Origin of the sequence: Arthrobacter sp. NPDC057013 (assembly GCF_042674585.1) — a bacterium.
GTDB lineage: Bacteria > Actinomycetota > Actinomycetes > Actinomycetales > Micrococcaceae > Arthrobacter.
Map to the genome: position 1 here is coordinate 76708 of NZ_JBHUSE010000003.1, position 25011 is coordinate 101718.

Annotated in this window: 22 protein-coding genes; 15 read left to right on the plus strand and 7 right to left on the minus strand. The window is 66.9% G+C overall.

Annotation, left to right across the window (positions count from 1 at the left end):
- The first annotated feature begins 12 nt into the window (after positions 1 to 12).
- The 3 genes from ACFTSA_RS05945 (at position 13) to ACFTSA_RS05955 (ending at position 3473) form a co-directional block, all read left to right on the plus strand.
- Positions 13 to 1026, plus strand: coding sequence for a Gfo/Idh/MocA family protein (locus ACFTSA_RS05945; protein WP_377950329.1), 1014 nt, complete (start codon positions 13 to 15; stop codon positions 1024 to 1026).
- A gap of 114 nt (positions 1027 to 1140) precedes the next feature.
- On the plus strand, positions 1141 to 2016 hold the full coding sequence (locus ACFTSA_RS05950; RefSeq protein ID WP_377950330.1) for a sugar phosphate isomerase/epimerase family protein: 876 nt from the start codon (positions 1141 to 1143) through the stop codon (positions 2014 to 2016).
- On the plus strand, positions 2013 to 3473 hold the full coding sequence (locus ACFTSA_RS05955; protein WP_377950332.1) for a sugar porter family MFS transporter: 1461 nt from the start codon (positions 2013 to 2015) through the stop codon (positions 3471 to 3473). Before ACFTSA_RS05950 ends, ACFTSA_RS05955 begins: the two co-directional genes overlap by 4 nt.
- A gap of 83 nt (positions 3474 to 3556) precedes the next feature.
- On the opposite strand, the gene ACFTSA_RS05960 is transcribed toward ACFTSA_RS05955, so the two are convergent.
- The gene (locus ACFTSA_RS05960; RefSeq protein WP_236807221.1) at positions 3557 to 4006 is read right to left on the minus strand and encodes a MarR family winged helix-turn-helix transcriptional regulator; all 450 of its coding nucleotides are present in this window, start codon (positions 4004 to 4006) and stop codon (positions 3557 to 3559) included.
- A gap of 171 nt (positions 4007 to 4177) precedes the next feature.
- Here ACFTSA_RS05960 and ACFTSA_RS05965 point away from each other — a divergent pair, with 171 nt between their 5' ends.
- Positions 4178 to 5458 (plus strand): MFS transporter, encoded by a 1281-nt coding sequence (locus ACFTSA_RS05965; protein ID WP_377950333.1) that lies wholly within the window; start codon positions 4178 to 4180, stop codon positions 5456 to 5458.
- A 62-nt stretch (positions 5459 to 5520) separates the two neighbouring features.
- Here ACFTSA_RS05965 and iolB read toward each other — a convergent pair whose 3' ends face one another.
- The 3 genes from iolB to ACFTSA_RS05980 form a co-directional block, all read right to left on the minus strand.
- Positions 5521 to 6423, minus strand: coding sequence for a 5-deoxy-glucuronate isomerase (iolB, locus tag ACFTSA_RS05970; RefSeq protein WP_377950334.1), 903 nt, complete (start codon positions 6421 to 6423; stop codon positions 5521 to 5523).
- 117 nt (positions 6424 to 6540) lie between these two features.
- On the minus strand, positions 6541 to 7281 hold the full coding sequence (locus ACFTSA_RS05975; RefSeq protein WP_377950335.1) for a GntR family transcriptional regulator: 741 nt from the start codon (positions 7279 to 7281) through the stop codon (positions 6541 to 6543).
- Between the two features lie 173 nt (positions 7282 to 7454).
- Positions 7455 to 8495, minus strand: coding sequence for a gamma-glutamyl-gamma-aminobutyrate hydrolase family protein (locus tag ACFTSA_RS05980; RefSeq protein WP_377950336.1), 1041 nt, complete (start codon positions 8493 to 8495; stop codon positions 7455 to 7457).
- A 40-nt stretch (positions 8496 to 8535) separates the two neighbouring features.
- On the opposite strand from ACFTSA_RS05980, the gene ACFTSA_RS05985 reads away from it, so the two are divergent.
- The 5 genes from ACFTSA_RS05985 (at position 8536) to ACFTSA_RS06005 (ending at position 13427) form a co-directional block, all read left to right on the plus strand.
- Complete coding sequence (locus ACFTSA_RS05985) at positions 8536 to 9003, plus strand: SRPBCC family protein (protein ID WP_377950337.1); 468 nt, start codon at positions 8536 to 8538, stop codon at positions 9001 to 9003.
- A gap of 82 nt (positions 9004 to 9085) precedes the next feature.
- Positions 9086 to 9793, plus strand: a complete 708-nt coding sequence (locus ACFTSA_RS05990; RefSeq protein ID WP_377950609.1) for a FadR/GntR family transcriptional regulator — start codon at positions 9086 to 9088, stop codon at positions 9791 to 9793.
- 218 nt (positions 9794 to 10011) lie between these two features.
- A complete protein-coding gene (locus ACFTSA_RS05995; protein ID WP_377950338.1) occupies positions 10012 to 11379 on the plus strand; it encodes an MFS transporter in 1368 nt (455 codons plus the stop codon).
- Between the two features lie 36 nt (positions 11380 to 11415).
- A complete protein-coding gene (locus tag ACFTSA_RS06000) occupies positions 11416 to 12192 on the plus strand; it encodes an SDR family NAD(P)-dependent oxidoreductase (RefSeq protein WP_377950339.1) in 777 nt (258 codons plus the stop codon).
- A 101-nt stretch (positions 12193 to 12293) separates the two neighbouring features.
- On the plus strand, positions 12294 to 13427 hold the full coding sequence (locus tag ACFTSA_RS06005; RefSeq protein ID WP_377950340.1) for an LOG family protein: 1134 nt from the start codon (positions 12294 to 12296) through the stop codon (positions 13425 to 13427).
- A gap of 1 nt (position 13428) precedes the next feature.
- Here the strand turns inward: ACFTSA_RS06005 and ACFTSA_RS06010 are convergent, their stop codons facing one another.
- The gene (locus ACFTSA_RS06010; RefSeq protein WP_377950342.1) at positions 13429 to 14469 is read right to left on the minus strand and encodes a matrixin family metalloprotease; all 1041 of its coding nucleotides are present in this window, start codon (positions 14467 to 14469) and stop codon (positions 13429 to 13431) included.
- Between the two features lie 142 nt (positions 14470 to 14611).
- Positions 14612 to 15808, minus strand: coding sequence for a VIT1/CCC1 transporter family protein (locus tag ACFTSA_RS06015; RefSeq protein ID WP_377950343.1), 1197 nt, complete (start codon positions 15806 to 15808; stop codon positions 14612 to 14614).
- 247 nt (positions 15809 to 16055) lie between these two features.
- On the opposite strand from ACFTSA_RS06015, the gene ACFTSA_RS06020 reads away from it, so the two are divergent.
- Entirely contained in the window at positions 16056 to 16292 is a 237-nt protein-coding gene (locus tag ACFTSA_RS06020; protein ID WP_377950344.1) for a hypothetical protein, read from the plus strand.
- Between the two features lie 242 nt (positions 16293 to 16534).
- Here ACFTSA_RS06020 and ACFTSA_RS06025 read toward each other — a convergent pair whose 3' ends face one another.
- Positions 16535 to 18058: a sodium:solute symporter gene (locus ACFTSA_RS06025; protein WP_377950345.1), complete on the minus strand. Its 1524-nt coding sequence runs from the start codon at positions 18056 to 18058 to the stop codon at positions 16535 to 16537.
- Between the two features lie 291 nt (positions 18059 to 18349).
- Here ACFTSA_RS06025 and ACFTSA_RS06030 point away from each other — a divergent pair, with 291 nt between their 5' ends.
- The 5 genes from ACFTSA_RS06030 to ACFTSA_RS06050 all read left to right on the plus strand — a co-directional run bounded on the left by ACFTSA_RS06030 (position 18350) and on the right by ACFTSA_RS06050 (position 24721).
- Positions 18350 to 18925, plus strand: coding sequence for a helix-turn-helix domain-containing protein (locus ACFTSA_RS06030; RefSeq protein WP_377950346.1), 576 nt, complete (start codon positions 18350 to 18352; stop codon positions 18923 to 18925).
- Between the two features lie 156 nt (positions 18926 to 19081).
- A complete protein-coding gene (gene speB, locus ACFTSA_RS06035; protein WP_377950348.1) occupies positions 19082 to 20194 on the plus strand; it encodes an agmatinase in 1113 nt (370 codons plus the stop codon).
- Entirely contained in the window at positions 20191 to 21939 is a 1749-nt protein-coding gene (locus ACFTSA_RS06040; RefSeq protein WP_377950350.1) for a thiamine pyrophosphate-binding protein, read from the plus strand. The genes speB and ACFTSA_RS06040 overlap by 4 nt, the downstream gene beginning before the upstream one ends.
- Before the next feature lie 246 nt (positions 21940 to 22185).
- A complete protein-coding gene (locus tag ACFTSA_RS06045) occupies positions 22186 to 22683 on the plus strand; it encodes a MarR family winged helix-turn-helix transcriptional regulator (RefSeq protein ID WP_377950352.1) in 498 nt (165 codons plus the stop codon).
- A 61-nt stretch (positions 22684 to 22744) separates the two neighbouring features.
- Entirely contained in the window at positions 22745 to 24721 is a 1977-nt protein-coding gene (locus ACFTSA_RS06050; RefSeq protein WP_377950610.1) for an MFS transporter, read from the plus strand.
- The last annotated feature ends 290 nt before the right edge of the window (positions 24722 to 25011 follow it).

Consider the following 25011-nt stretch of genomic DNA (forward strand, 5'->3'; position numbering starts at 1 on the left):
AAGGAAAGAACAATGACTGAAACCCTTCGCGTCGCCGTTATCGGCGCCGGCCGCATGGGCGCGGACCACATCCAGCGCCTCAGCAAGCGCATCCACGGCGCTGAAGTTGCCGCCGTCGTCGATGTTGACCTGGCCCGCGCCCAGGCCGCCGTCGAAGGCATTCCCGGGGCCGTGGCCCTGGCCGACGCCGAAGAGGCGCTGAACAACGGCGACGTCAACGCCGTCCTCATCGCCACCCCGGGCTTCCTGCACGAAGAGATCCTGCTCAAGGCCATCCCGAGGGACATTCCCATCCTGTGCGAGAAGCCGCTGACCCCGGACGCTGAATCGTCGTGGAAGATCGTCCAGGCCGAGGAGAAGCTGGGCCGCAAGCGCATCCAGGTGGGCTTCATGCGCCGCTTCGACGCCGAATACGCGGCCCTAGGCTCGATGATCCGCAGTGGCGAGCTCGGCGAGCTTTTGATGCTGCACCACCAGCACCGCAACCCGAGCACGCCGGCCGGCTTCACCAACGAGATGCTCATCAACGACTCCGTGGTCCACGAGTTTGACGCGATCCGCTTCTTCACCGGCGAAGAGATCACCTCCGTCCAGGTCCGCCTCGGCAAGGCCACGAAGAACGCCCCGGCCGGCCAGCATGACCCCCAGCACGTCCTGATCGAAACCGAATCCGGTGTCCTGGCCGACGTCGAAATTTACGTGAACGCCAAGTTCGGCTACGAAGTGGCCACCCAGGCCTCCTTTGAGGACGGCATCGTCAGCATCGGCGGCGACAGCGGCCCGTATCTGCGCAGCAACGGCCGCTGGGGCGGCAACGTCACGCCCGGATTCGAGGAGCGCTTCGGCGCCGCATACGACGTCGAAATCCAAGCCTGGGTGGACGCCGCGCTCCGCGGCGAAATCGGCGGACCCAGCGCCTGGGACGGCTACGCCACGGCCGCCTGCTGCGAAGCCGGCGTGGAGGCCCAGAAGAACGGCGAGAAGGTCGCCGTGAAGCTGAACGCCAAGCCCGCCCTCTACAGCTAGGCCCACCCCTTGGAGTTTTTGTCCAGATAACGCGACTTGGAGGCCCTCGAGGTTGCGATATCTGGACAAAAACTCCTTTCGTTATCCGTCTCTTTCCACAATGGAGTGTTCCTCGTGAAAATCGCCCTTGATCCCACCCCCTTCCACCACAGCCACAGCCTGCTGGAATTCCCCAAGGTGGTGGCCGACCTCGGCTACAAGTACATGCAGATGACGCCGCACCCGGATTTCATCCCCTTCTACAACCACCCCAAGGCCGATGACGAACTCGTGGGCCAGTTGAAGAAGGCGTGCACCGACGCGGGAATCGAAATCGCGTCCATCCTGCCCGTGCTGCGCTGGTCCGGCCCGGACGAGGACGCCCGTGAGGCAGCAGTGCGCTACTGGAAGCGCGCCATCCAGATCGCCGTCGACCTTGGCGTGAGCACCATGAACACCGAGTTCAGTGGCCGGCCGGAACTGGCAGAGGAATCCGAGCGCGCGTTCTACCGCTCCATGGAGGAACTGCTCCCCATCATCGAGCGCGAAGGCATCGACCTGCTCATCGACCCGCACCCGGACGATTTCGTGGAGGAAGGCCTCGCCGCGATCCGCGTCATCCGCGGACTGAACTCGAAGAACGTCGGCATGGTCTACGTGGCCTCCCACAGCTTCCACATGAGGAACTCGCCGCTGGACATCATGCGTGCCGCGGGGGACAGGCTGCGCCTGGTGCACGTGGCCGACACTATGGACCACCATGCCTCCCACGGACTGCGCTATATCACCAACCCGCCGGGCAACGCCGTCCGGGTCCACCAGCACCTGAAGATCGGCGACGGCGACGTGAACTGGGACGAATTCTTCGGCGGCCTGAAGGAAATCGGGTTTCTGGACCGGGACGACACGGTGATGGTGTCCAGCGTCTTCGCCGAAAACGAGAACGCCGAGGAGGTGTCCCGCTTCCAGCTGGACACCATGAAACAGTACGTGCAGAAGGTCAGCGTATGACGTTCGCGCCTTCTGGGAAGGCCGACTTAAAACACCAGCGGGCGCTCCGCACCGTCACCATCATCTCCACTTTTGGCGGCCTGCTCTTCGGCTACGACACAGGCGTCATCAACGGTGCCCTGCCCTACATGCAGGAGGACCTGGGCCTGACACCGCTGGCCGAGGGCCTGGTGACGTCGTCGCTGCTGTTCGGCGCCGCCTTCGGCGCACTTTTCGGCGGCCGGCTGGCGGACCGCAACGGCCGGCGAAAGATGATCATGGTCCTGGCCGCCATCTTCCTGATCGGCACCCTGTCCTGCACCCTGGCCCCCAGCACCGAGTTCATGGTGGCGGCCCGGTTCATCCTGGGCCTGGCCGTGGGCGGGGCGTCCGTGACGGTGCCGGTGTACCTCGCGGAGGTGTCGCCGTCGGCCCGGCGCGGGCGGATCGTGACGCAGAACGAGCTCATGATCGTCACGGGCCAGCTGCTCGCCTTCATCTTCAACGCCTACCTCGGAAACACGTTCGGCGAGGCCGGAGGCATTTGGCGCTGGATGCTTGTCATCGCCACGCTGCCGGCCGTTGCCCTGTGGATCGGCATGGCCTTCATGCCCGAAAGCCCCCGCTGGCTCGCCTCGATGGGCAGCTTCGGCGAGGCGCTCGGCGTGCTCCAGCGCATCCGCTCCAGGACCGAGGCCACGGCGGAGTTCGAAGAAGTCAAGGCCATGGCCGTGGAGGACTACAAGTCCAAGATGGGGTCCTGGAAGGACCTGCAGGTTCCCTGGCTGCGGCGGATCTTCTTCGTCGGCGTCGGCCTTGCCGTGATCCAGCAGATCACGGGCGTGAACTCCATCATGTACTACGGCACGCAGATTCTGGCGAATGCCGGCTTCGGCCGGGAAGCGGCCCTGAGCGCCAACATCGCCAACGGCGTCATCTCCGTGCTGGCCACCTTCGCGGGCATCTGGCTCCTCGGCAAGGTGGGGCGCCGCCGGATGCTCATCACCGGGCAGGTCGGCACCACCACGGCGCTGCTGCTGATCGGCCTGTTCTCGCTGGCCCTGCCCGAGGGCACCGCCCGCGGCTACGTGATCCTGGCCCTGACCGTCACGTTCCTCGCGTTCCAGCAGGGGGCCATTTCGCCGGTCACGTGGCTCATGCTCTCGGAGATCTTCCCGCTGAAGCTTCGCGGCTTGGGAATGGGCGCATCGGCCTTCGTGCTCTGGATCGTGAACTTCCTGATCGGCTTCGGCTTCCCGCAGCTGCTCGCCGCCATCGGCATCTCCAATACGTTCTTCGTGTTCGCCGTCCTCGGCGTGGGCGCGATACTGTTCGCCGCGAAGTACGTCCCCGAAACCAAGGACAAGAGCCTCGAGGACGTGGAGCACTACTTCAAGCACCAGGCAGGCGTCATCCCCAAAGCCGCGACCGCCGCCGAACAAAAGACCGACGCCGCCGCGGGAACCCGGGTGCACTAAGCCGCCGGTACACCGATGAAGGGCGGCCGACGGCGGGTGGCCGGTCAGAAGGGCGGCCGACGGCGGGTGGCCGGCCGGGGGAGCTAGACGCCGGCGTGGAGGCGGGGGAGGGCGTCCACCAGGGGCGCCAGCTCCGGCACCTGCTGCGCTTCGGCAAGGGTCCGTTCCAGCGTGGCGTCGTGGACCGGCCGTGCTTCTGCCAGCAGTTTGCTCCCGCTGTCCGTGAGTTCGGTGTAGATGCCGCGGCGGTCGTCCGCGCACAGGATGCGGGTCAGCAGGCCGCGGTCCTCCAGCCGGTTCACGAGACGGGTCGTCGCACTGGCACTGAGGGCCGTGGCCCGCGCCAGCTGCTGCATGCGCATGTGCCACCCGTCCTGCCGGCTGAGCGCGTCCAGCACGGTGTATTCGACGACGGAAAGCTGCGCCTGCCCCTGCAGCGACCGTTCCAGCTCCGCTTCAATCAGCCCGTGCAGGGCCGCCAGGGTGCGCCATCCCTGCGCGCGAACCTCCACGGCGTCGTCCTTGATGCCCATGGGCTCTCCTCCTTCAGTTCTCCGGCTCACTCGGAACAGAGCCCGGCAGATAGTTGCTTGCGCGCTATATCTTTTTGTGCAATATTTGCTTGTGCAACGAAATATAGCGCGCCTGCAACTAATACCTTACGCCGCGCTTCCCATTCAGTACAGTTCCGAAGGAGCACATCCATGCCTGTTGGCCTGATAGCCCTAGCCCTTGGCGGGTTCGGCATCGGACTCACCGAATTCGTCATTATGGGCCTGCTCCCCGAAGTGGCCGAGGACTTCCGGGTGAGCGAAGCCTCCGCCGGCTGGTTCATCTCCGGCTATGCGCTCGCCGTCGTAGTGGGTGCGCTGGGCCTTACCGCTGCGGTCTCCCGCTTTCAGCGCAAGCCGGTGCTGGCCATGCTGCTGGTGCTCTTCATCGCCGGCAACCTGCTGTCCGCCATTGCCCCCGACTACTGGGCGATGATGGCTGGCCGGGTGGTTGCCGCCCTCGCACACGGTGCCTTCTTCGGCATCGGTGCGGTTGTTGCTGCGGGGATGGTCCCGCCGGCAAGGAAGGCCGCTGCCATCGCCATCATGTTCACCGGACTCACGGCCGCCAATGTCCTCGGTGTTCCGCTCGGTACGTTGCTGGGTCAGGCCGCAGGCTGGCGTTCCACCTTCTGGGCCATCACGGGCATCGGAGTGCTGGCGCTGGCCGGCATCCTGGCCCTGGTGCCCAAGGCTGGGACCGGTGACACCACACACGGCGGGCTGCGCAGCGAGCTGGGCGCCTTCCGTTCCGGCCAGGTGTGGCTGTCCATCCTGGTGACCGTCCTCGGCTACGGCGGCATGTTCGGCGCGTTCACGTACATTGCCTTCACCCTCACCGAGGTCTCCGGATTCGCCGCCTCCACCGTTCCGTGGCTGCTGATTGTCTTCGGGGTGGGCCTGTTTATCGGCAACACCCTTGGCGGCAGGGCGGCCGACCGCGACGTCGACCGCACCCTGCTCGCCGTGCTCTCGGTCCTCGTGGTGGTCCTGGTGGTTTTCGCCCTGAGCGCGGGCAACCAGGTGCTCACCGTCGCCTCCCTGCTGCTCCTGGGCGGTTTCGGGTTCGCCACGGTGCCCGGCCTGCAGATGCGTGTCATGAAGTACGCGGCCAAGGCGCCCACGCTGGCATCCGGAGCCAACATCGGCGCGTTCAATGTGGGCAACGCGCTGGGCGCCTGGCTCGGCGGCGTGACCATCACCGCCGGGCTGGGCTACACCTCGCCCATCTGGGCCGGGGCCGCGATCACCCTGCTGGGCCTGGCGGTGATGGCCGGCGCCGCCGCCCGTGCCAAGGCAGCTGCCCGCCGGGCCCCGGCTGCAGATGCAGCCGCCGTGTCCGCGGCCAGTTCGTCCCCAGCGGGGGAGGAGGCGGAAGCGGCCGGTTCGGTCAATGCCGAACCGGCCGACGTCGGACCCGTTGCCGCCCGTTAGCCCCGCACCCCGCCGGTCCCAAACGGCCGCGCCCAAAGCGCGGCGAGGGCCGCGAACAGTGCCTACGCCCCGAAGGGCAGCCGTGGGTCCAGGTTCTGCCTGTCCCAGGTCTGGCGTACCCAGCCGTGGTGCGGGTCGTCGCTGATGAGCCAGTCGCGCACGCGGCCGGGGCCGGCCATGACGTTGAGGTAGTACATGTCGTAGCCGGGTGCCGCCATCGCCGGGCCGTGCCAGCCGTAGGGCACCAGGACCACATCGCCCGTGCGGACCTCGGCCGATACGTCAATGGGCCGGTGGTCGGAAGCGTAGACCCGCTGGTAGCCGATGGCGTCCGCCTTCTCGCCCGCGCCGGCGGAACCCGGGGCAGCGGCCACCCGCGTCTCGAAGTAGTAGATCTCCTCGAGTTGGGTCTCGCCCTCCTTCTCCTCGTCGTGCTTGTGGGGAGGGTAGGAAGACCAGTTGCCGGCGGGAGTGAGGACTTCGCAGACGATGAAGCGGTCGGCTTCCAGCGCGGCGGGGGTGCCGAAATTGTGCACCTGGCGCGAGCAGTTCCCGGCACCACGAAGCTCCACAGGCGTCTCCGCCGCGGTGATCAGGCGGGTGGGGTACTGGACCTTGGCGGGCGCCGTCGCGATGGCAACCCGGCCGCCGTCGGACGATGCGACGGTCACCGCCTTGTCCGTTCCGGTGTACAGCACGTCGGTGGGGCCGCTGAACACACTGGCCCGCCCGGCCAGGGGGTAGTCCAGCCCGTCCACGGACGCCGTGAACGCCCCGCTCAGCGGGATGACAATTCGCTCTTCAGCCGCGGGCGGGAGTTCGACGACGGCGCCCGGGGCCAGCGTGGCCACCTTCAGTCCCGTGTGTTCCCAGCCTTCCACGGCAAGTTTCGAGTCGGACGTTCCCAGCGAAACGTCCCAGCAGCCTTCGGCTGCACTGCCCAGGGGGTAGACCCATTCGGCCATTGTTCGTGTCCCTTTCGGAGGTTGTGGTCGGTCCGGCGCGCGACGGCCCGCGCAAGGGCAAGGCCTGCCGCCGCCCCTGCGCTGAAGCCGTGTCTGCGTGCTGGCGCTGGACTGCTGCTAGCGCTGAACCAGTGTCATTTCGAAGCTGTAGGAGTCGCCGCGGTAGACGTGGTGTCCGGTTTCCACATTCCGCCCCGTGTCATCGACGGCGGTGCGTTCCATGGTCACCAGGGCTGAGCCCGCCTCGGTCTCCAGGAGCGGAGCCTGGTAGTCGTTGGCCACCATTGCGCCGATGCGCTGCGTGGCCAGCCGGAAGTTGACGCCGCCGCTGCGCAGGATGCTGTAGAGGCCCTGCGTCTTCAGCAGCTCCTCGTCGATGTGCGTGATGTCGTCCCGCACCCAGTTCTCCATGAGGGCCAGCGGTTTGCCGCCTACCTTCCGGAGCCTGGTGAAGTGGTAGACCTTGGCTCCGGCGCTGAGGTGCAGGGCCTCCCGGGTGGCGGCGTCGGCTTCGACGTGTGCGAAGGTGAGCACCTCGGTGGTGGGCTTGCTGCCGTTGTTGGTCAGGTCGTCGTAGAGGCTGGACAGCTCAAGGGGGCGGCGGACCTGGCTCGACACCACCTGCGTGCCGACACCCCGCTTGCGGACGAGCAGCCCGGAACGGACCAGTTCGTCCATGGCTTTGCGCATGGTGGGGCGCGAGAGGTTCAACTGGGCGGCGAGGTCGATCTCGTTCTCCAACCGGCTCCCGGGTTCCAGCAGGCCGGTGTGGATGGCAGCTTCAATGCCCTGGACGACCTGGTGGTACAGCGGCACCGGCGACGAGCGGTCGATGCTGAGGCGTAGTTGGTTCGCCATTGAGTGCTCCCTTTGTGCTGCAGGTTCCTGCGTCCAGAAGCCTGTATGTCAGTGCATGTCCGTTTGTTAGGACATACTCCGATTTTGATCATAGCAGGGCGCCGCCGCCAGTCAAGGAACGCGGCAAATTGAGAATGCGGCTTGTCAGGGCGCCCCGGGCGGGGGCCTGACAGTCAGCGTGTGCGGCAGGCCTCCACGAACACCCGGAAGGGGGCAAGCCGTTGTTCCTCGGTCAGTTCCAGGGCCTCCGGGTGCCACTGCACCGATGCGACCCAGCGCTCGGGGTCCTCCAGCGCCTCCACTGTGCCGTCATCCGCCACGGCGGTTACCAGCAGCCCCGGCGCCACCCGGTCCACGGCCTGGTGGTGGCCGGAGGCGATCTTGACCTCGACGGCGGCCGTGTCACCCGCCGCTGCATCGTCCGCTGCCTTGCCCTCGGCTGCATCACCGGCGCTGGCGGACGCCGTCCCGCCGGCTTCCGGATTTTCGACGGCGGCATACATCTTCGCCACCTTGGACCCCGGGGTGATGGTTACCTCGTGCCAGACCCAGGGCCGGTTGGCCGCCGCCGGGATTTGACGGTGCGGCACGGTGCCCGGCGTCATGTCCTGGATCAGCGTTCCGCCGTAGAGGACATTGAGTAGCTGGTGGCCGCGGCAGATTCCCAGCACCGGCGTGCCGGTATCGAGCGCGCGACGCGCCACCGCGATGTCCAGCCGGTCCTGCTCCGTGTTGACGTCATAGAGGGAGGGCCCCGGCTCCTCGCCGTAGAGCCTCGGGTTAACGTCGCCGCCGCCGGGAAGTACGACGCCGTCAAGCGCCTCGGGCGCGTCCGGCGCCTTGGGCGCGTCCGGCGCCTTGCCGCCGTCGGAGGTTCCGCCGTCGGAGGTTCCGCCCGCGGGTGCGCCGTTCAGGCTGGCCCCCGGAGGCCCCTCCACGGATTCAGGGGTGAGCAGCACAGGTTCTCCGCCGGCGTCGCGGATGAGGCTGACAATGCAGCCGAAGAGGCTGTTGGCCTTGGCCACCCGCGGGTCCGGGTCCGCCGAGCTGCTCAGCCGGACGGGGATGCCGATCCGCGGCCGGCGCGCATCGCCCGGCGCCGCACTCGGAGTCGCGTCTGCATCAGGCGCTGCGTCGGGGGCCGGCATTGTGTCCGTGTTCTGCGCTGCGTTTGGGGTCTGCACTGTTCCTGAATTCCGCTTTGAATTCTGCATCCTCAAATTCTGCCCCATATCCGGCGATTAGGCTGGGCGGATGAGCAGCCGATATCTGGTGTCCCGCGACCGCTTCATCGCCGCCGCGCCGGACCGGATCTTCGAGGTCCTGGCCACGCCCGCACTGCACAGCGAAATCGACGGTTCGGGCACCGTCAGGGGCGCCCAGCCAAGGGGCCCGGGGCGGCTTGGACCGGGGGCCAAGTTCGGCATGGAAATGAATATCCGGGTGAATTACAAAATCCTCAACACCGTCACGGAGTTCGAGGAGGGGCGCCGGATCGCCTGGCGCCACTTCTACGGGCATGTGTGGCGTTACCTGCTGGAGCCGGCCGTTGACGGCAACGGTGTACCCGGTACCCTCATCACCGAACAGTGGGATGCACGCCATGTCCGCGGCAGGTTCCTGCTCCGTCTGGCGGGCTATCTGCGCCGCCACCCGGAGAATATCGACAGGACGCTCGCCAGGCTGGACACGCACGTTACGGGCGCCCAGGCCACGCGCTGACGCACTTCGCGCCGTTTTTACTGCGTCTGGCCCGGTTTCGGTAGTGTTGGGAGCATTGGGCAAGGCGAAAGTAGGGCAGTCGGTGGGGCGCAGGACACTTGTTGACGACCTCGTTGACGGTCTGCTGGACGACATACTGGACGGCAGGCTGAAGCCGCACGACGCGTTGCCGCCGGAAGCCGACATTGCCAAGGCATACGACGTCAGCCGGCTCACTGCACGCGAAGCCCTGAAGGCGCTCCGGGCCCAGAACATCCTGTACGTCAAAGCAGGCCGCGGGACGTTCGTCAATCCGGCAGACAACTGGACCGGCCTGGACGCCATCATCAAGGCGGCCTCCCACGGCAACGCGGACGACCAGGTCTCCCGTGGCCTGATCGAGGTCCGGCGCATGGTGGAAACGGGCGCCGCCGCGCTCGCCGCCCGTCGCCATACCCCCGAGCATGCCGAGGAGATGCGGGCATCCATCGCGGACATGAAGCGGTATCACCAGACCGGCGACCTTGACGGGTTCGTGACGGCGGACATTGCCTTCCACGACACCGTTCTGAAGGCCTCAGGCAACCCCTTTGTCCGCGCCCTTCTGGCCCAGCTCGGCCAGTCCCTCTACCGCGCCCGCCGTGAGACCTCGGCCATCGAGGAGATCCAGCGCCACGCCATCGCATTCCACCAGCGCGTACTGGAGAGCATCCTCACCGGCGACTCCGAGCTGGCGCGCAAGGCGATGGACGAGCACATGGACCAGACCTTCGAGGACTACGAGCGCTACGTTCACGGCCAGCGCTCCTAGCCGCCGGGTCTTCCTGCGCCCCTCCCTTCCGTATCTACTTCTTGCGTCTTGACGTAATGCTCGTCACCCTCCTATGCTTTTGGTCATGTTCTTCCATCAGATGTCTGACATCAGATAAATCAGATCTACTCACTGAAAACGGACAGAACCCCCATAAAGACAAGCAGCGGATTCCCACCGCAAAGCCGCAGGGCCGGGAACCGCCAGACAGAAGGTCGATGATGACTTCATTAACCACAAAGTCCTCCGGACTCGGCGAGCTTGGAGACCGCACGCTCCGCAAGGTCCGCCGCCGCGTAATGCCCCTGATAGTCCTGCTCTACTTCATCGCGTACCTGGACCGGAACAACGTCGGCTTTGCCAAACTGACCATGAGCGAGGACATCGGCCTGAGCGCCGCGGCCTACGGACTCGGCGCCGGTATCTTCTTCCTTGGCTACGCCGTGCTCGAAATCCCCAGCAACGCCGGCATGTACAAGTTCGGCGCCCGTAAATGGCTGGCCCGCATCCTCATCACCTGGGGCATTTTCGCAGCCGCGATGGCGCTGGTGAACGGCGAATCCACCTACTTCATCATCCGCTTCCTGCTCGGCGCCGCCGAGGCCGGCTTCTTCCCCGCCATCCTCTTCTACCTGACCCTGTGGTTCCCCGCCGCACAGCGCGTCACCGTGCTGGGCATCTTCATCCTGGCCCAGCCCATCTCGAACGCACTCGGCGCCCCCGTGTCCGGCCTGCTCCTCCAGATGGACGGCGTTCTGGGGCTGCACGGCTGGCAGTGGCTCTACATCATTGAAGGCATCCCCGCCGTCCTGCTGGGCGTGCTGACCCCCTTCCTGATGACGGACCGCCCGCGTGATGCCAAGTGGCTCAACACCGACGAGCGCGAATGGCTCGCCACCACCATGGACGCCGAGCTGGCAGCCAAGTCCAAGGGCAGCAGCCACAACTTTTTCGCCGGCCTCAAGGACAAGCGGACCATCGTCTACTCGGCCCTCTACTTCGGCCTGGTCTGTGGCATCTACGGCCTCGGACTCTGGATGCCCACCATCGTGGCAGCCCTGGGCGAGTTCTCCACGGCCGAGGTCGGATTCATTGTCCTCATCCCGTACGCAGTGGCGGCAGTCTTCGTCTACTTCTGGAGCAAGCGTGCTGACAGGACCGGCAAACGCGCGTGGCACAGCGCCGTCAGCATGGTGCTGGCCGGCCTGGGCCTGCTCGCGGCAGGCTACCTGCTCCCGGTCAACCCGGTCCTGGCACTCGTCGCCCTGACTGCCTCGGCCATGGGCATCTACGGAGCCATTGCCCCGTTCCTGTCCATGCCGTCCGCAGCGCTGACCGGCGCAGCCGCAGCCTCCGGCCTGGCCATGGTCAACTCACTGGGTAACCTGGGTGGATTCGTCGCTCCTTACGCAGTGGGCCTGCTGAAGGACGCCACCGGAAATAACCAGAGCGGCCTGCTCTTCCTCTCCTTCTGCCTGTGCGTCACGGCTGTGGCCACCTACCTCTATGCCCGCAGGCGCCCCGAAGGTGATGCGGCGCTGGATCCGGCAGTAAAGGCCGCCACAGGCACTCCGGCCAACCACTAAAGACCCATCCGAGAACCACCCGAAGGAATACCCGCAATGAGCTCAAACACCCCTTTCCCCGCAGAGCGCACCGTTGTGCTGACCGGCGCAGCGTCGGCCCGCGGCATCGGCCGCGCAGCAGCTGACCGCATGGCCAGCGAAGGCTGGTCCATCGCAATCCTGGATATCAACGCCGAGGACGCGAAGGCCGCCGCCGCGGAGATCGGGTCCAACCGCGCCGTGAAGGCGATCGGCGTGGGCGCCGATGTCTCCGACGAAACATCCGTGGACCGGGCGATCACGGAGATCGAAGCATCCCTGCCGCCGATCGTGGCCCTTGCCAACCTGGCCGGTATCAGCTCCCCGACGCCCTTCATGGAAACCACGGTTGCCGAATGGGACAAGGTCTTCGCGATCAACATGCGCGGCACGTTCGTGGTGTCCCAGCGGGTGCTCAAGGGAATGATCGAGCGCAAGCTCGGCCGAATCGTGAGCATCTCCTCCATCTCCGCCCAGCGCGGCGGCGGAACCTACTCCAAGGTGGCCTATAGCGCCTCCAAGGCAGGCATCATCGGCTTCACCCGCGCCTTGGCCCGCGAAGTTGGTGAGTTCGGCGTGACCGTGAACGCCATTGCCCCCGGTCCGATCGACACCGACATCATGGGTGGCACGCTGACCGAGGAGCGCAAGGCCCAGATGTCCGAGGGCATCATGATGGGCCGGGTGGGTACGCGCGAGGAAGTGGCTGCGCTGATCTCCTTCCTGCTGGGTGCGGACTCGGGCTACATCACCGCCGCCACCTACGACATCAACGGCGGCCTCCAGGTTTCCTAACCGGGGCCCTGACCCGTTCCTGATTCATCCGATGTGCCCCGCCGGGATTCCTGCGGGGCACATCGGCGTTAGGCGGTGTGTGTTGCCCTAGGCTGGGCAGCATGAATCCCTCCGGCAGCCTGAACCCGAGCCCGCGGACCCTTGAGGTGGACAGCATCGCAAGGTTCGACCGGCTGGTGAGCGCGGGGGCCAGGGCCATGCACGGCTGGCACGCCCAGTCGCTGGACCTGCGCGGACGGGGCACCGCCCTGGCAGCCCTGGACGCCGAGGGCGCGGTTTTCCTGGGCTGCACCTTCGACCCGGGCGTGGAGGCTTCGCTCCGCAGCCGGGGCGCACTGATCTTCCCGCGGCTCACCGGCGTCCCCTTCAATCCGTACCGCGCCGGGCTCTACACCCCGCAGGAGCTGTACTCGGGCATCGTCGATGAGCCGTACGAGAAGACCCCCGACGCCCTGGTCTACCAATGGAGCATGCGGCCGGGCCAGCGGAACCGCCTCGACTCCACGCTCGCGGCAGCCCTGCATGACCACGCAGTCGGCGACGCGCTGGAGGAATTCGTCCGCACACTTAACAGCGGAGGGCGTTCCATCGTCGGGGTCATGGGAGGCCATGCCCTGCAGCGGGGGACCGGCGGCTTCGCCGCCGCCGCCACGCTGGGCCGGCTCCTGGCCCGCCGCGGCCACCTGGTGGCCACCGGCGGCGGCCCCGGAGCCATGGAGGCGGCGAACCTGGGTGCCTACCTCAGCAGGGCCGACGACGACGATTTCCACCGCGTGCTTCGGGAGCTTGCTGCCGTCCCCGGCTTCCGCCCCTCGGTGTCCGCGTGGGCACGTGCCGCGGCAGCCGTCGTCGGACGCTTTCCGGACGGGACCGCGTCCCTCGGCATTCCCACCTGGTTTTACGGGCACGAACCGCCCAATTACTTCGCCACCCACATCGCCAAGTACTTTGCCAATGCCGTCCGCGAGGCCATCCTCCTGGAGGTCTGCAACGGCGGGATCGTGTTCCTGCCGGGTGCCGCGGGTACGGTGCAGGAGATATTCCAGGATGCCTGCGAGAACTACTACGGTGCCCCGGAGGCCATGACCCCGATGGTGCTGGTAGGCAGGGAGCACTGGGAACAGCGGTTCCCGGCCTGGCCCATGCTGCAAAGCCTCGCGGCGGGCCGGGCCATGGAGCAGCGGATCTTCCTGGTGGACAGCGTGGACGAGGCGCTCGCGGTCCTCGGCGGGTGAACTAGAGGTCCTTGCGGCAGGGTGTCTTGCCCAGCAGATAAAGGCCGTTCAGGTCGCCAGCTGCGACGCCGTCGGGCGCGCCGATCTCCGGATACATGAGCTGCATGGGGTCGCTGACGTGCTCCAGCCCCATCACGTGGCCCAGTTCATGGAGGATGACGGCGGTGGCGTAGGCAGTGCCGTCGGGGCGCTCAAGCTCAACAGCCATCTGCGGGGCGTCGAGTTCCAAGCTGCCGGTGACATAGCTCTTGGGACCGTTCCCGTAGCTGTAGTGGGTACTGCCGCCGGTGCCGATAACCTTGCCGCCCAGCTTGGGAGCCGCATCCGGCGTGGTCCAGCTGATCAGCAGGGGCGCCCAACGGTCACCGTAGGCCTCGGGCTGGTAGGGGTCGCGCTGGTCCGAGGGCTGCTCGTTGGTGGCGCCGTCGTCCACAAACTGGATGCCGGTGGCGCGGGAGATTTCCCGGATCGCCAGGGGAACCAGTCCGGCTGCGCCCTCCGGCGCCAGGCTGGCATTCACCACATAGTGCAGCGGACGGCACGGCGAGTAGCCCACAGGAGAGCCGTCGCTGTTCACGGCGAGGAACTTGTAGGAGTCGCTGGGCTCCGGAGGCGGTGCCGGCGTGCCGAGGGGAGTGGCCGCCTCCTCGAGGCCCGGCGGCGGTGCGCCCGTGGAACTGCCGGGCTCTCCGGTCCTGCCTGCCTCGGCCCCGCCAGCTTGTGGGCTGTGTCCGGGCTGCCCCGCTTGCCCGGCGGGATCCTGCCCTGTCCCATCCTGACCGGTTTCATCGGGACCGGCCGCATCCTGCCCAGCCCCCTCCTGCCGGGACGAGGACTGGTCACCGGAGCCGATGCGGAAGTTCAACACACCGGCGAAGCGGGGGTCACCGTAGGCCGTTCCGGCAGCCAGGAACGCTGCACAGCCGAGGGCAGCGAGCACGATCAGACGGCGGATAAACCTCGCGGCCGCGGTGGCCGGACCCGAGTGGCGCGGCTCGTGCCGGTGCCGGCGTTGACTGGACCCGGGCTCCTGACCCTCCACTGCACCCCTTTCACGGCATTCCTCTGCCGCGGCGCTCCCACAAGGGAAACAGGCATCAGGCAAACAGACCCACTTTACAGTTCCGCGAACCAGCGCAGGAAACCGGCCCAGCCAGCCAGCCAGCCAACCAGTCAGCCGTGGCTCAGGCGATCACAGCACCAAACGCCATGCCCAGGAGGTAGGTCACGCCGGCCGCACCAAGGCCGATGGCGAGCTGCCGCAGGCCGCGGGTCAGCGGCGACGTGCCGGACAGCAGGCCCACGGTGCCGCCGGTGGCCAGCAGCGCCATGCCCACCAGGACTGCGGCCACGATGAGGGCGCCGATCCCGGTCATGCCGAAAAGGAACGGAATGATGGGCACGATGGCGCCCGAGGCGAAGAAGCAGAAGCTGGAGAGCGCAGCGCCCCAGGCTGTGCCCACGGCCTGGTGCTCGTCCTCGGTCTCGGGGAGCTCGGGATGGAGCGAAAGGCTCGGATCGCAGTCGCACGTGAAGAGGCCCATGCGCTCGGCCACGCGGTGTTCGGCGGCCTCCCGGGACATGCCGCGGGCCAGGTAGACCAGCAGGAGTTCGTTGTGTTCGATGTCCAGCTGGGGTGCCGCCACCAGCGTGACCTGGGTGGGACGGGTTGCGTTCAGCAGTTCACGCTGGGAACGGACTGACACGAATTCGCCGGCGCCCATGGAGAACGCGCCGGCCAGGAGTCCGGAGATGCCGCTGAGCAGGACCACGCCGCTGCCGACGCCGGTTGCGGCCATGCCCATGACCAGCGAGAGGTTGCTGACCAAGCCGTCGTTGGCACCGAAGACGGCGGCACGGAACGTGCCGGCCAGCCTGTTGCGGCCGCGGGTTGCCAGGCCTCGGACCACTTCCTCGTGGATCTGCTCGTCGGCTGCCATTGCCGGGGTGGCGGACGGTTCCCTGGTGTAGGGGGAGCGGCCCTCGGCCCGCTGCGCCAGCGCGAGCACGAACACGGATCCAAAGTGCCGGGCGAGGAAGCCCAGAAAACGGCTGCGCAAGGAAGCGTGCCGGGCCTTGCCGGCGTGCTCGCCCAGCAGCTTCAGCCAGTGCGCCTCGTGGCGGCCTTCGGCTTCGGCGAGGGCCAAAAGGATGGCACGCTCTTCGCCGGTGCGGTTCTGCGCGAGGTCGCGGTAGACGGCAGCCTCCGCACGCTCGTCGGCGAGGTACTGGCGCCAGCGCTTGATGTCCGCGGCGCTGGGTTCCGGCCGGGAGGCCGCGGTGTTGGAAGCCGCGGCGAGGTCCGCGCGGCCGTTGGGTGAGGCGGAGGGGGCGGACGCATTGCCGCCGGCGTGGGGGTCAGATTTTGCGTGCTGAGACACGGGAACTCCTGGGTAGATGGGACGTGCTGCGGCCCCATTGCATCGCCCACTTTACCCCGGATTTCCGCGGGTTTTCGGCCGGTAACCCTTAGTCAAAAGTTTAGGGAAACCTCAATGACACCGGCCGCCGGAGCCAATGCAGCCGGTCTGGGCAGATGCCCTTGACCGCCTGCACCCACGGTGATCTGATGAAAATGTGCCCGGCCGACGGCGGGTACGGAAGTCCAACCACACGGAGGTCTGCCTGATGAACACCAACGGATTGCGCCCCGAGCCGGACACCCGCAACACCATCGAATCCGATCCCGCCTACGACTTCGCCGAGGACGCGCCGGTGGACGAAGACTGGGATACGGAAGACGAGTTCCTTGATTCTGAAGAGCGGGTTGTTCCCGCCAACTCCGAGGCCGTGGACGACGACGAACGCGTAGTCCCGCGGGACGGGGACGACGAGTTCCGTGCGGACGAAAGCTACGAAGCCTAGGGCGTGAACCGTTCCCTCGCGCTGTAACCCAATTCTGGGCCCACGCCCGCCGGGTTCCCTCGCCGTGGAGCCATATCGGCGAGTGTCCCTGCCTGAGCCTGCGAAGGCTGGGAGCCGCTGTGGACTTGCGAGGGAAGGGAGCGGGCGGGGACCACGACGGCGGTGCCTCCCCGCGCTGGGAGGCACCGCCGTCGTCGTACTCTAAAGCCGCCGCATCAGCGGACGGGACATCAGTGCCGGGGTCACCGGACAGTGGCCGAAACGGGCACTTCCTCGGTGTCCTTGCCGGCCACCCGGCGGTACCAGCGGCTCATGACCGCGGGGTCCGTGGGCTTGGTCAGCAGCGACACTGCCACGTACACCACTGCGGAGGCGAGCAGGCCGTAGTAGACCGGTTCGTTCGCGAAGACGCCTTCCAGCGGTTCCTTGGCGTTGATCTCGAGGATGATCATGGTGCCGAGCGTTACGACGGAACCGACTCCCATGGATGCCGCGGCCGCGATGCCGGTGCCGCGCTTCCAGATGAGACCGCCGAGGATGGCCACGAGGAGGCCGCCCACCAGGATGTCGTACGCGATGGTGAGGGCTGCGACGACGTCCTTGGTGATGATGGCAATCAGGATGGCCACGATGCCCAGCCCAAGCACCCACATGCGGTTGGCCTTGACGTCGTGCTCGGGGTTGTCGGAATCGTCCGTGTTGATGGTCTTGCCGAACCAGCCGGCGACGAACGGCAGCACGTCCGCGCGCGCCACGGTGGCGGCGGCGATCAGGGCGCCGGACGCGGTGGACATCATGGCCGCGACGGCGGCGGCGAGCACCAGGCCTCCGATGCCGATGGGCAGCAGGTTCTGGGCCACCTCGGCGTACACAACGTCCTTGCCTTGGGTGGCGACGTCGATGTTGGGCAGCGCCACCCTCGCGCCGAGGCCGATCAGTGCGCCGGCCGCGCCGTAGAGAATGCAGTAGATGCCGGCGGTGGCGCCGCCCCAGCGGGCAACCCGTGGCGTTTTGGCGGTGAACACACGCTGCCAGATGTCCTGGCCGATCAGCAGGCCCAGGGTGTAGACGACGAAGTAGGTGATGATCGTCTCGACGCCGATGCCGTCAATCCGGAAGAAGCTTGCCTCAACACGGCTCCGGATGCCGTCCAGGCCGCCTGCTGCGTTGAGGGTGAAGGGCAGCATGAGGAAGAAGATTCCCACGGTCTTGATGACGAACTGGACCTGGTCGGCCAGGGTGATGGACCACATGCCGCCGATGGTGGAGTACACCAGCACGATGGCGCCGCCGATGGCGATGGCCAGTGCCCGGTCCCAGCCGAACAGCACCACGAAGATGGTGGCGTAGGCGCCGGTGGAGGTGGCACAGAGCATCAGGGTATATGCGAGCATGACGATGCCGGAGGTCCGGGTGGCCTGGCTGCCGTAGCGCAGGGACAGCATCTGGGAGACGGTGTAGATCTTCAGCTTCTGGATGGTGCCCGCGAACAGCAGGCTCAGCAGCAGGACACCCGCGCCGATCGCCACCACGAGCCACATGCCCGAGATGCCGAACTTGTAGCCGAGGCCGACGCCACCGACGGTGGAGGCACCGCCCAGCACGACGGCTGCCATGGTTCCCGTATAGAGGAACGGGCCCAGGCGGCGGCCGGCCACGAGGAAGTCACTGTTGTTCTTGGTGCGGGACTTGCCCCACCAGCCGAAGGCCAGCATGGCGGCCAGGTAGACCACCACGATGGCGATATTGACGAAACTTGCGTCCATGATTTGGGGATCCTTGGAGCTTTGGCAGCTTGCGGTCCGAGCCGGAAACGGGTTGGCCGGATGGCGCTGCACTGAATGGAAATCTGGGGGAACGCTGGGTGCCTTGCTGGGCGTCTCCTCGTGGGAGTTGTTTTACAAGCAACACTTGTTGCATCAAAGCGTAGGCTGTGATTCGAGTAACAGTCAAGACGCAAAGCTCCGTGACGCGGGTTGCCCCGCGTCACAGAAGGGCCGGGCCGATAATATGACTCCAATGATGGGGCCGGGCGGCCGGCCGTGAAAGGTTCGTAAATGAAGGCACTACCAGTTGAGCCGAGCAATGTTCCGGTTGCCATCGGTTCAAGAATCCGTGCCGCGCGCCAGTCACAGCGGCTCACCATCGAGCAGGTGGCCGATGCCACCGGATTGACCAAGGGCTTCCTGAGTCGCGTTGAGCGGGATCTCACCTCGCCGTCCGTAGCCTCGCTGGTCACCCTGTGTCAGGTCTTGTCGATCTCCATTGGCGACCTGTTCGCGGCGCCCGAAACCCACCTGACCAAGCGTGATTCCGGCCCCCGCATCTCCCTTGGCGGGGAAGGGATCGTGGAGCGGCTGCTGACTGCGCGGTCCGAGCGGCGCGTGCAGATCATCCAGGCCGTCATCGACCCACGGGGCCGCGGCGAGTCGGAGCTCTATGCCGTTGACTGCGACGTCGACGTGCTGCACGTGATCAAGGGGACCATTAAGCTCATCCTCACCAACGAGGAGTATGAACTGACCAGCGGCGATACCGTCACCTTCCCCGGCCGGGAACCCCACACCTGGGTCAACCCGACCGACGAGCCCGTCGAGGTTCTGTGGGTGCTGGTGCCGGCCGCGAGCCGGTAGCGATCTTTGGAACTCTCCGGGCCGCCCTGCTGGGCGGTCCGGGTTTTTTGTGCCTTCCTTTCCGAAATCGAGTAAACAGTCGGTGCACATTAGACAACTTCGAGTGTATGATGGCTGTCACAACCCACCCTCGATCCTCGAAGGAGAGGCGTCCCTTTGGAAGAGCTGCGCATCGAAGCCAACGGCAACCTTGGCCCCATCGATTCATCCCGTATTCCCCGCTATGCAGGGGCCGCAACCTATGCCCGCCTGCCGCGCCTGGACCAGGTGGCCAAGTCTGACATCACCGTGGTGGGCGTGCCCTTTGATTCCGGCGTCTCCTACCGCCCCGGTGCCCGTTTCGGCGCCAACCACGTCCGTGAAGCCAGCCGGCTGCTCCGCCCGTACAACCCGGCGTGGGACGTCAGCCCGTTCGAGAACTGCCAGGTGGCCGACGCCGGCGACATGGCCGTGAACCCGTTCAACATCAACGAGGCCATCGAAACCATCCAGCAGAACGCCCTCGACCTGACGGCGGGAGGCAGCAAGCTCCTCACCCTGGGCGGCGACCACACCATCGCGTTGCCGCTGCTGCGTGCCGCCGCCGAGCGTGCCGGCGGCCCCATCGCAATGCTGCACTTTGACGCCCACCTGGATACCTGGGACACCTACTTCGGCGCGGAGTACACCCACGGCACACCGTTCCGCCGTGCCGTGGAGGAGGGCATTCTGGACACGGAGGCCATCAGCCACATCGGCACCCGCGGCCCGCTGTACGGGAAGAAGGACCTCGACGACGACCACCGCTTCGGGTTCGGCATCGTCACCTCCGCTGACGTTTACTACCAGGGCGTCCTTGAGACTGTTGCGAAGGTCCGGGACCGGATCGGTGACCGTCCGCTGTACATCTCCGTGGACATCGACGTCCTGGATCCCGCCCACGCCCCCGGAACCGGCACGCCGGAAGCCGGCGGCATCACCAGCCGTGAACTGCTGGAGATCATCCGCGGCTTCCGCGGCATGAACCTCGTCGGCGCCGACGTCGTCGAAGTTGCCCCGGCCTACGACCATGCCGAGATCACCGGCGTTGCCGCGAGCCACGTGGCCTACGAGCTCGTCACCCTGATGGCGGACAACACCGTCGCCGGCGACCGCTTCGGTACCGAGAACGGTTACGCCGCCCAGGCGCTGGGCCGGGAAGCCCGCCGTCCGGCAGGGTTCGCGGCAGCCTCGCCCGCGCCGGCCGACAATGGCGCTGTCCGTGCCGCCGTGGGGGAGTACTCCCAGTGACCGCCGTCGAGTCCGGCGCGGCTTCGGCTCCCGCAGGGGCAGCTGCTCCCGCGGCATCGGCTGCTGTTGGGGCGGACGCCGGGGCCGGTGTACGCAACGGCGGCGACCTCGTTGTCGAAACCCTCGAAGCGCTCGGCGCCAAAACAGTGTTCGGCATCCCCGGCCAGCATGCGCTGGGCCTCTTCGACGCGATGGGCCGGGGCAACCTGAAGTTCGTGTCCTCCCGCGTGGAGAACAACAGCGCCTTCGCCGCCGACGGCTACTCGCGGGCCACGGGGGAGGTGGGCGTGCTGTTCCTGTCCACCGGACCAGGCGCGCTGACATCGCTCGCCGGGCTGCAGGAAGCCTACGCCACCGGCGTGCCCATGGTGGTGGTCGCCAGCCAGATCCCGCTCGAGGGCCTGGGGGCCCGCCGGAAAGGCATGCTGCACCAGCTGGATGACCAGAAGGCGTCGGCGGCCAACGTCACCAAGAGCCAGCGCCTGATCCAGCACGCCTCCGGCATTCCGTCCGCCATCCAGGACGCCTGGACCGAGGCAATCTCCTCGCCGCAGGGTCCCGTGTGGCTGGAGGTCCCGCAGAATGTGCTGCTGGACCCCATCATGGTGCCGCCCGTCGAGGATGCGCTGGCCGAAGCGGCGGACAACCCGCCGCGCGTCGAGCTTGTCCGGGAAGCCGTGAAATGGCTGTCGACGGCGGAGCGTCCCGCCATCATCGCCGGCGGCGGAACCCGCCGGGGCCGGGCGGAAAAGTCGCTGCTCTCGATCGCGGAAAAACTGCGGGCACCGGTCATCTGCACGCCTGGCGGCAACGGGGCCTTCCCGTGGAACCACGAGCTGTCGCTGCAGTCCTGGATCGAGGACCGGCATATGACGGACCTCCTGGAGGACGCCGATGTCCTGGTGGTCATCGGCTCCTCGCTTGGCGAGGTCACGTCCAATTACTTCACGTTCGAACCGCGCGGCCGGATCATCCAGATCGACGCCGAACCGCGGGTTTTGGAGTCCAACCGGCCCGGCCTGGGGATCCGCGCCGACGCCGGCCAGGCGCTCGCAGCCCTGGACGCGTCGCTGATGGTGCCCGCTGATGCCCGCCCCGACTGGCATGGAACCTCGCCCGAGGACCTCGTCCGGGAGTCGCTGCGTAAGGTCAAGGAGCGGCTGGAATCGCAGGACCTCGCCAAGGAACTGAAGTTCATGGCTGATATCCGAGAGGCCGTTCCGGCGGACATGCAGACGTTTTGGGACATGACCATCTCGGCGTACTGGGGCTGGAGTTGCTGGGACGCCCGCGAGGGGCAGTTCCATTCCGCCCAGGGCGCCGGCGGCCTGGGCTACGGTTTCCCGGCGGCCATCGGCGGGGCCGTGGGCCTGGAGACCGTGGGCAAGTCCGCGGCGTCGGCCCGGGTGCTTGCTGTGTCCGGCGACGGCTCGGCCATGTACTCCATCGCCGAACTCGCCACGGCCAAGCAGCACAACGTGCCCGTCACGTGGCTGATCGTGGACGACGGCGGCTACGGGATCCTGCGCGAGTATATGGTGGGTGCCTTCGGTAAGGCCACCGCCACCGAGCTTGCGCGGCCGGACTTCGTGAAGCTGGCCGAATCCTTCGGCGTGCCGGCCACCCGGGTTGCACCTGAGAACGTGGGGGACGCCCTGAAGGCGGGCTTCGCCGCGGACGGCCCGAACGTCGTCGTCGTCGAAACACTGCTCAAGATGTTCGCCCCCACGCACCTGGACGCGTGACCCGCAACGGCCCGGACGCCTGACCCGCCCGCCTCCGGTCAGAGCCCCGAGCACGAACGCACAGATAAGCACTACCCCAGCGCGAACTGGCAGCTAATGCCCTCAAACCCCCGTTTTGAGGGCATTACCTGCCAGTTCGCGCTGGACGTGTTTAAGGACGTAGCCCCGGGGCCCCACATTGCTTAGTTTCCTAAAGCAACCATTTATTGTTATAGTTGCCTAAGGCAAGCAATAAGGGGTTTCATTATGGCAGTTGAGCCAAATACCGCGGCCGAACTCGTGCGGCAGATCTTCGACCTCCAGCGCGCCGTCCGGTGCGTGGCCATCTCGAACTCGCGCGGCCTGGAAGCGGGAATCGCCCTGCAGGGTGTACTCCGGTTTGTGGGGGAGAAGGAATCCCGCGCCACCCACCTAGCCGCACGGCTGGGCGTCAGCGCTCCCGTCCTGAGCCGGCACATCGCGGAGCTCGAGGAACTGGGGCTGGTACACCGCCGGCCCGACCCCGAGGACGGCAGGGCGCAGCTGGTGGCCCTCACCGACACGGGCCGCGCCAAACTCGTCGAGATCGAGGAACACCGCGTGGCCACGCTGCAGGAATTCCTGCAGAACTGGAGCCAGCAGGACGCCGAGGAGACGGCGAAAGTACTCTCCAAACTCACGGAATCCCTCCGGGACTCCGCCCGGGCAACGACGGCCGGCCCCAGCACAGTCACCACCAAACGCAAGGAGCAGTTCATTGGCTAGCCACGCTGCCGTCTCCGGGACGGCCACGTCACGCCCTTCGGCCCATCCACCCCAAGCGCCGATGACGCACCGGCAGATCATGGAGGCACTGACCGGGCTGCTCGCGGCCTTCTTCACCGCGATTCTCAGCAGCACCATCGTGGCCAACGCGCTGCCCACCATCATGTCCGAGCTCAAGGGCACCCAGACGGACTTCGCGTGGGTCATCACCGCGGCGCTGCTGGCCAACGCGGCCACTACCCCGATCTGGGGCAAGCTGGCTGACCTGTTCGACAAGAAGGTCCTGGTCCAGCTCAGCATTGTGATCTTCGTGGCGGGTTCAGTCATGGCCGGCCTGTCCCAGACCATTCCGCTGCTGCTGACGGCCCGCGTTGTCCAGGGCATCGCCATGGGCGGTCTGACCGCGCTGGCCCAGGCGATCATCGGCTCCATGATCCCGCCCCGCGACCGCGGAAAGTACTCCGGCTACATGGGCGCCGTCATGGCCGTCGGCACGGCTGGCGGGCCGCTGCTTGGCGGTTTCATCGTTGACAGCCCGCTCGGCTGGCGCTGGACGTTCTTCGTCTGCGTGCCGCTCGCCGTCGTCGCCCTCATCCTGCTGCAGATCACCCTCAAGATCCAGCACGTCAAGCGGCCGGCCAGGATCGACTGGCTCGGCTCCATCCTCCTCACGTCCGGCGTCAGCCTGCTCCTCATCTGGGTGTCGTTCGCCGGCAACCCCGACTACTACGACTGGTGGTCCTGGCAGTCGGCACTGATGGTGGGCGGCGGCGTCGTGCTTTTGGCGCTGCTCGTGGTGGTGGAATCCAAGGTTGAACAGCCCATCATCCCGCTGAAGATCATCTCCGAGCGCACCACCGCCCTGGCCATCTGGGCCTCGGTCGCTGTGGGCGTGGCGATGTTCGGCTCCTCGACCTTCCTTGGCCAGTACTTCCAGGTGGCACGCGGTGCAACGCCCACCGAGGCGGGCCTGCTGACCCTGCCCATGATCGCCGGCAACCTGATCGGCTCCGTGCTTTCCGGCCAGCTCATCAGCCGCACCGGCAAATGGAAGCGCTACCTGATTGCCGGCTCGGTCCTGCTGATCGGCGGCCTGGGTCTCGCCGGCACCATGGACCACAGCACGGAACTGTGGCAGTCCGGCATCTTCACGGCGATCCTGGGCCTCGGGCTAGGCATGCTCATGCAGAACCTCGTCCTGGCCGTTCAGAACACTGTCAGCGCCAGCGACATCGGCACGGCCAGCGCGTCCGTGGCATTCTTCCGCTCCGTGGGCGGCGCGATCGGTGTGTCTGTGCTGGGTGCGATCATGAGCAACCGGGTCAAGGAACTGGCCGTCCAGGGCCTTGCCGACGCCGGCATCAAGGCAGGTTCCGGCTCGTCCGGAGCCAGCCTCGACCTGGCCGACATGCCTGCCCCGATCCGCGACATCATGCGGGCCGCATACGGTGATGCCACCGCCGAGATCTTCCTGATTGCCGGTGCCATCGCGGTTATTGCCCTCATAGCCGTGCTCCTGATCAAGGAACAGCCGCTGCGCCGGACGGTCGATATCCGCCCGGAGGCTGCTGCCGCGGCCGCCGCGGAGTCCGCACCAGAGTCCACGCTGGCCGGCACGGACTACTCCGATGACGACCTCGAACGTGAGTTCGCCGAAGTGCTGACCCGCCAGCTTGCCGACGACGCCAAGGCGCCGGCCTACCCCGGCCGGCAGCGGACTGCGGAACCGGTCATGCCGATGAACGAACCGCCGGCGCGGGCGCGGACCATGCTGGCTGAGATGCATAACAACAAGCCGGCCGACCTGGTGCCGCTCATCCAGGAAACCCAAGGGCTTCTCGCGGAGCAGCAGCTTCAGCTGGCCACCGCACTGAACGCCGTCGCACGGCAGGCTGAGCAGCAGCGGATGCTCGCTGAGGAGCAGGCCCGGGTCAGCGCCGAACTGAAGGCACTGAGCCGGCGGCTGGCCAAGGAGCGCAAACTCCAGAGCGCCGCCGCGCACTACATCGCTTCGCACGGCAAGCACCGCGGCGAGTAGCCTCCCGCTCAGACGGAGTTTTTGTCCAGAGAATGGCCGCTAAATCCCTCCCGGAGGGCATTATCTGGACAAAAACTCCAGTTGAGGGGGCGGGGCGTACGACGGCGGAGCCCGGCCTGGGTGCTGGACTGTCCGTTCGCGCCCGGGTGCTGGACTGTACGTTCGCGCCCGGGTGCGGGAGCCGGCGTCGTCCGTTGGGATGATCTTCGGCTGCGACGTTTCGCACGGGCAACGGATTTCGTAGAGTTGGAAGGCTTGGGCTGTCATACCCATCTGCTACTACTTTTCTT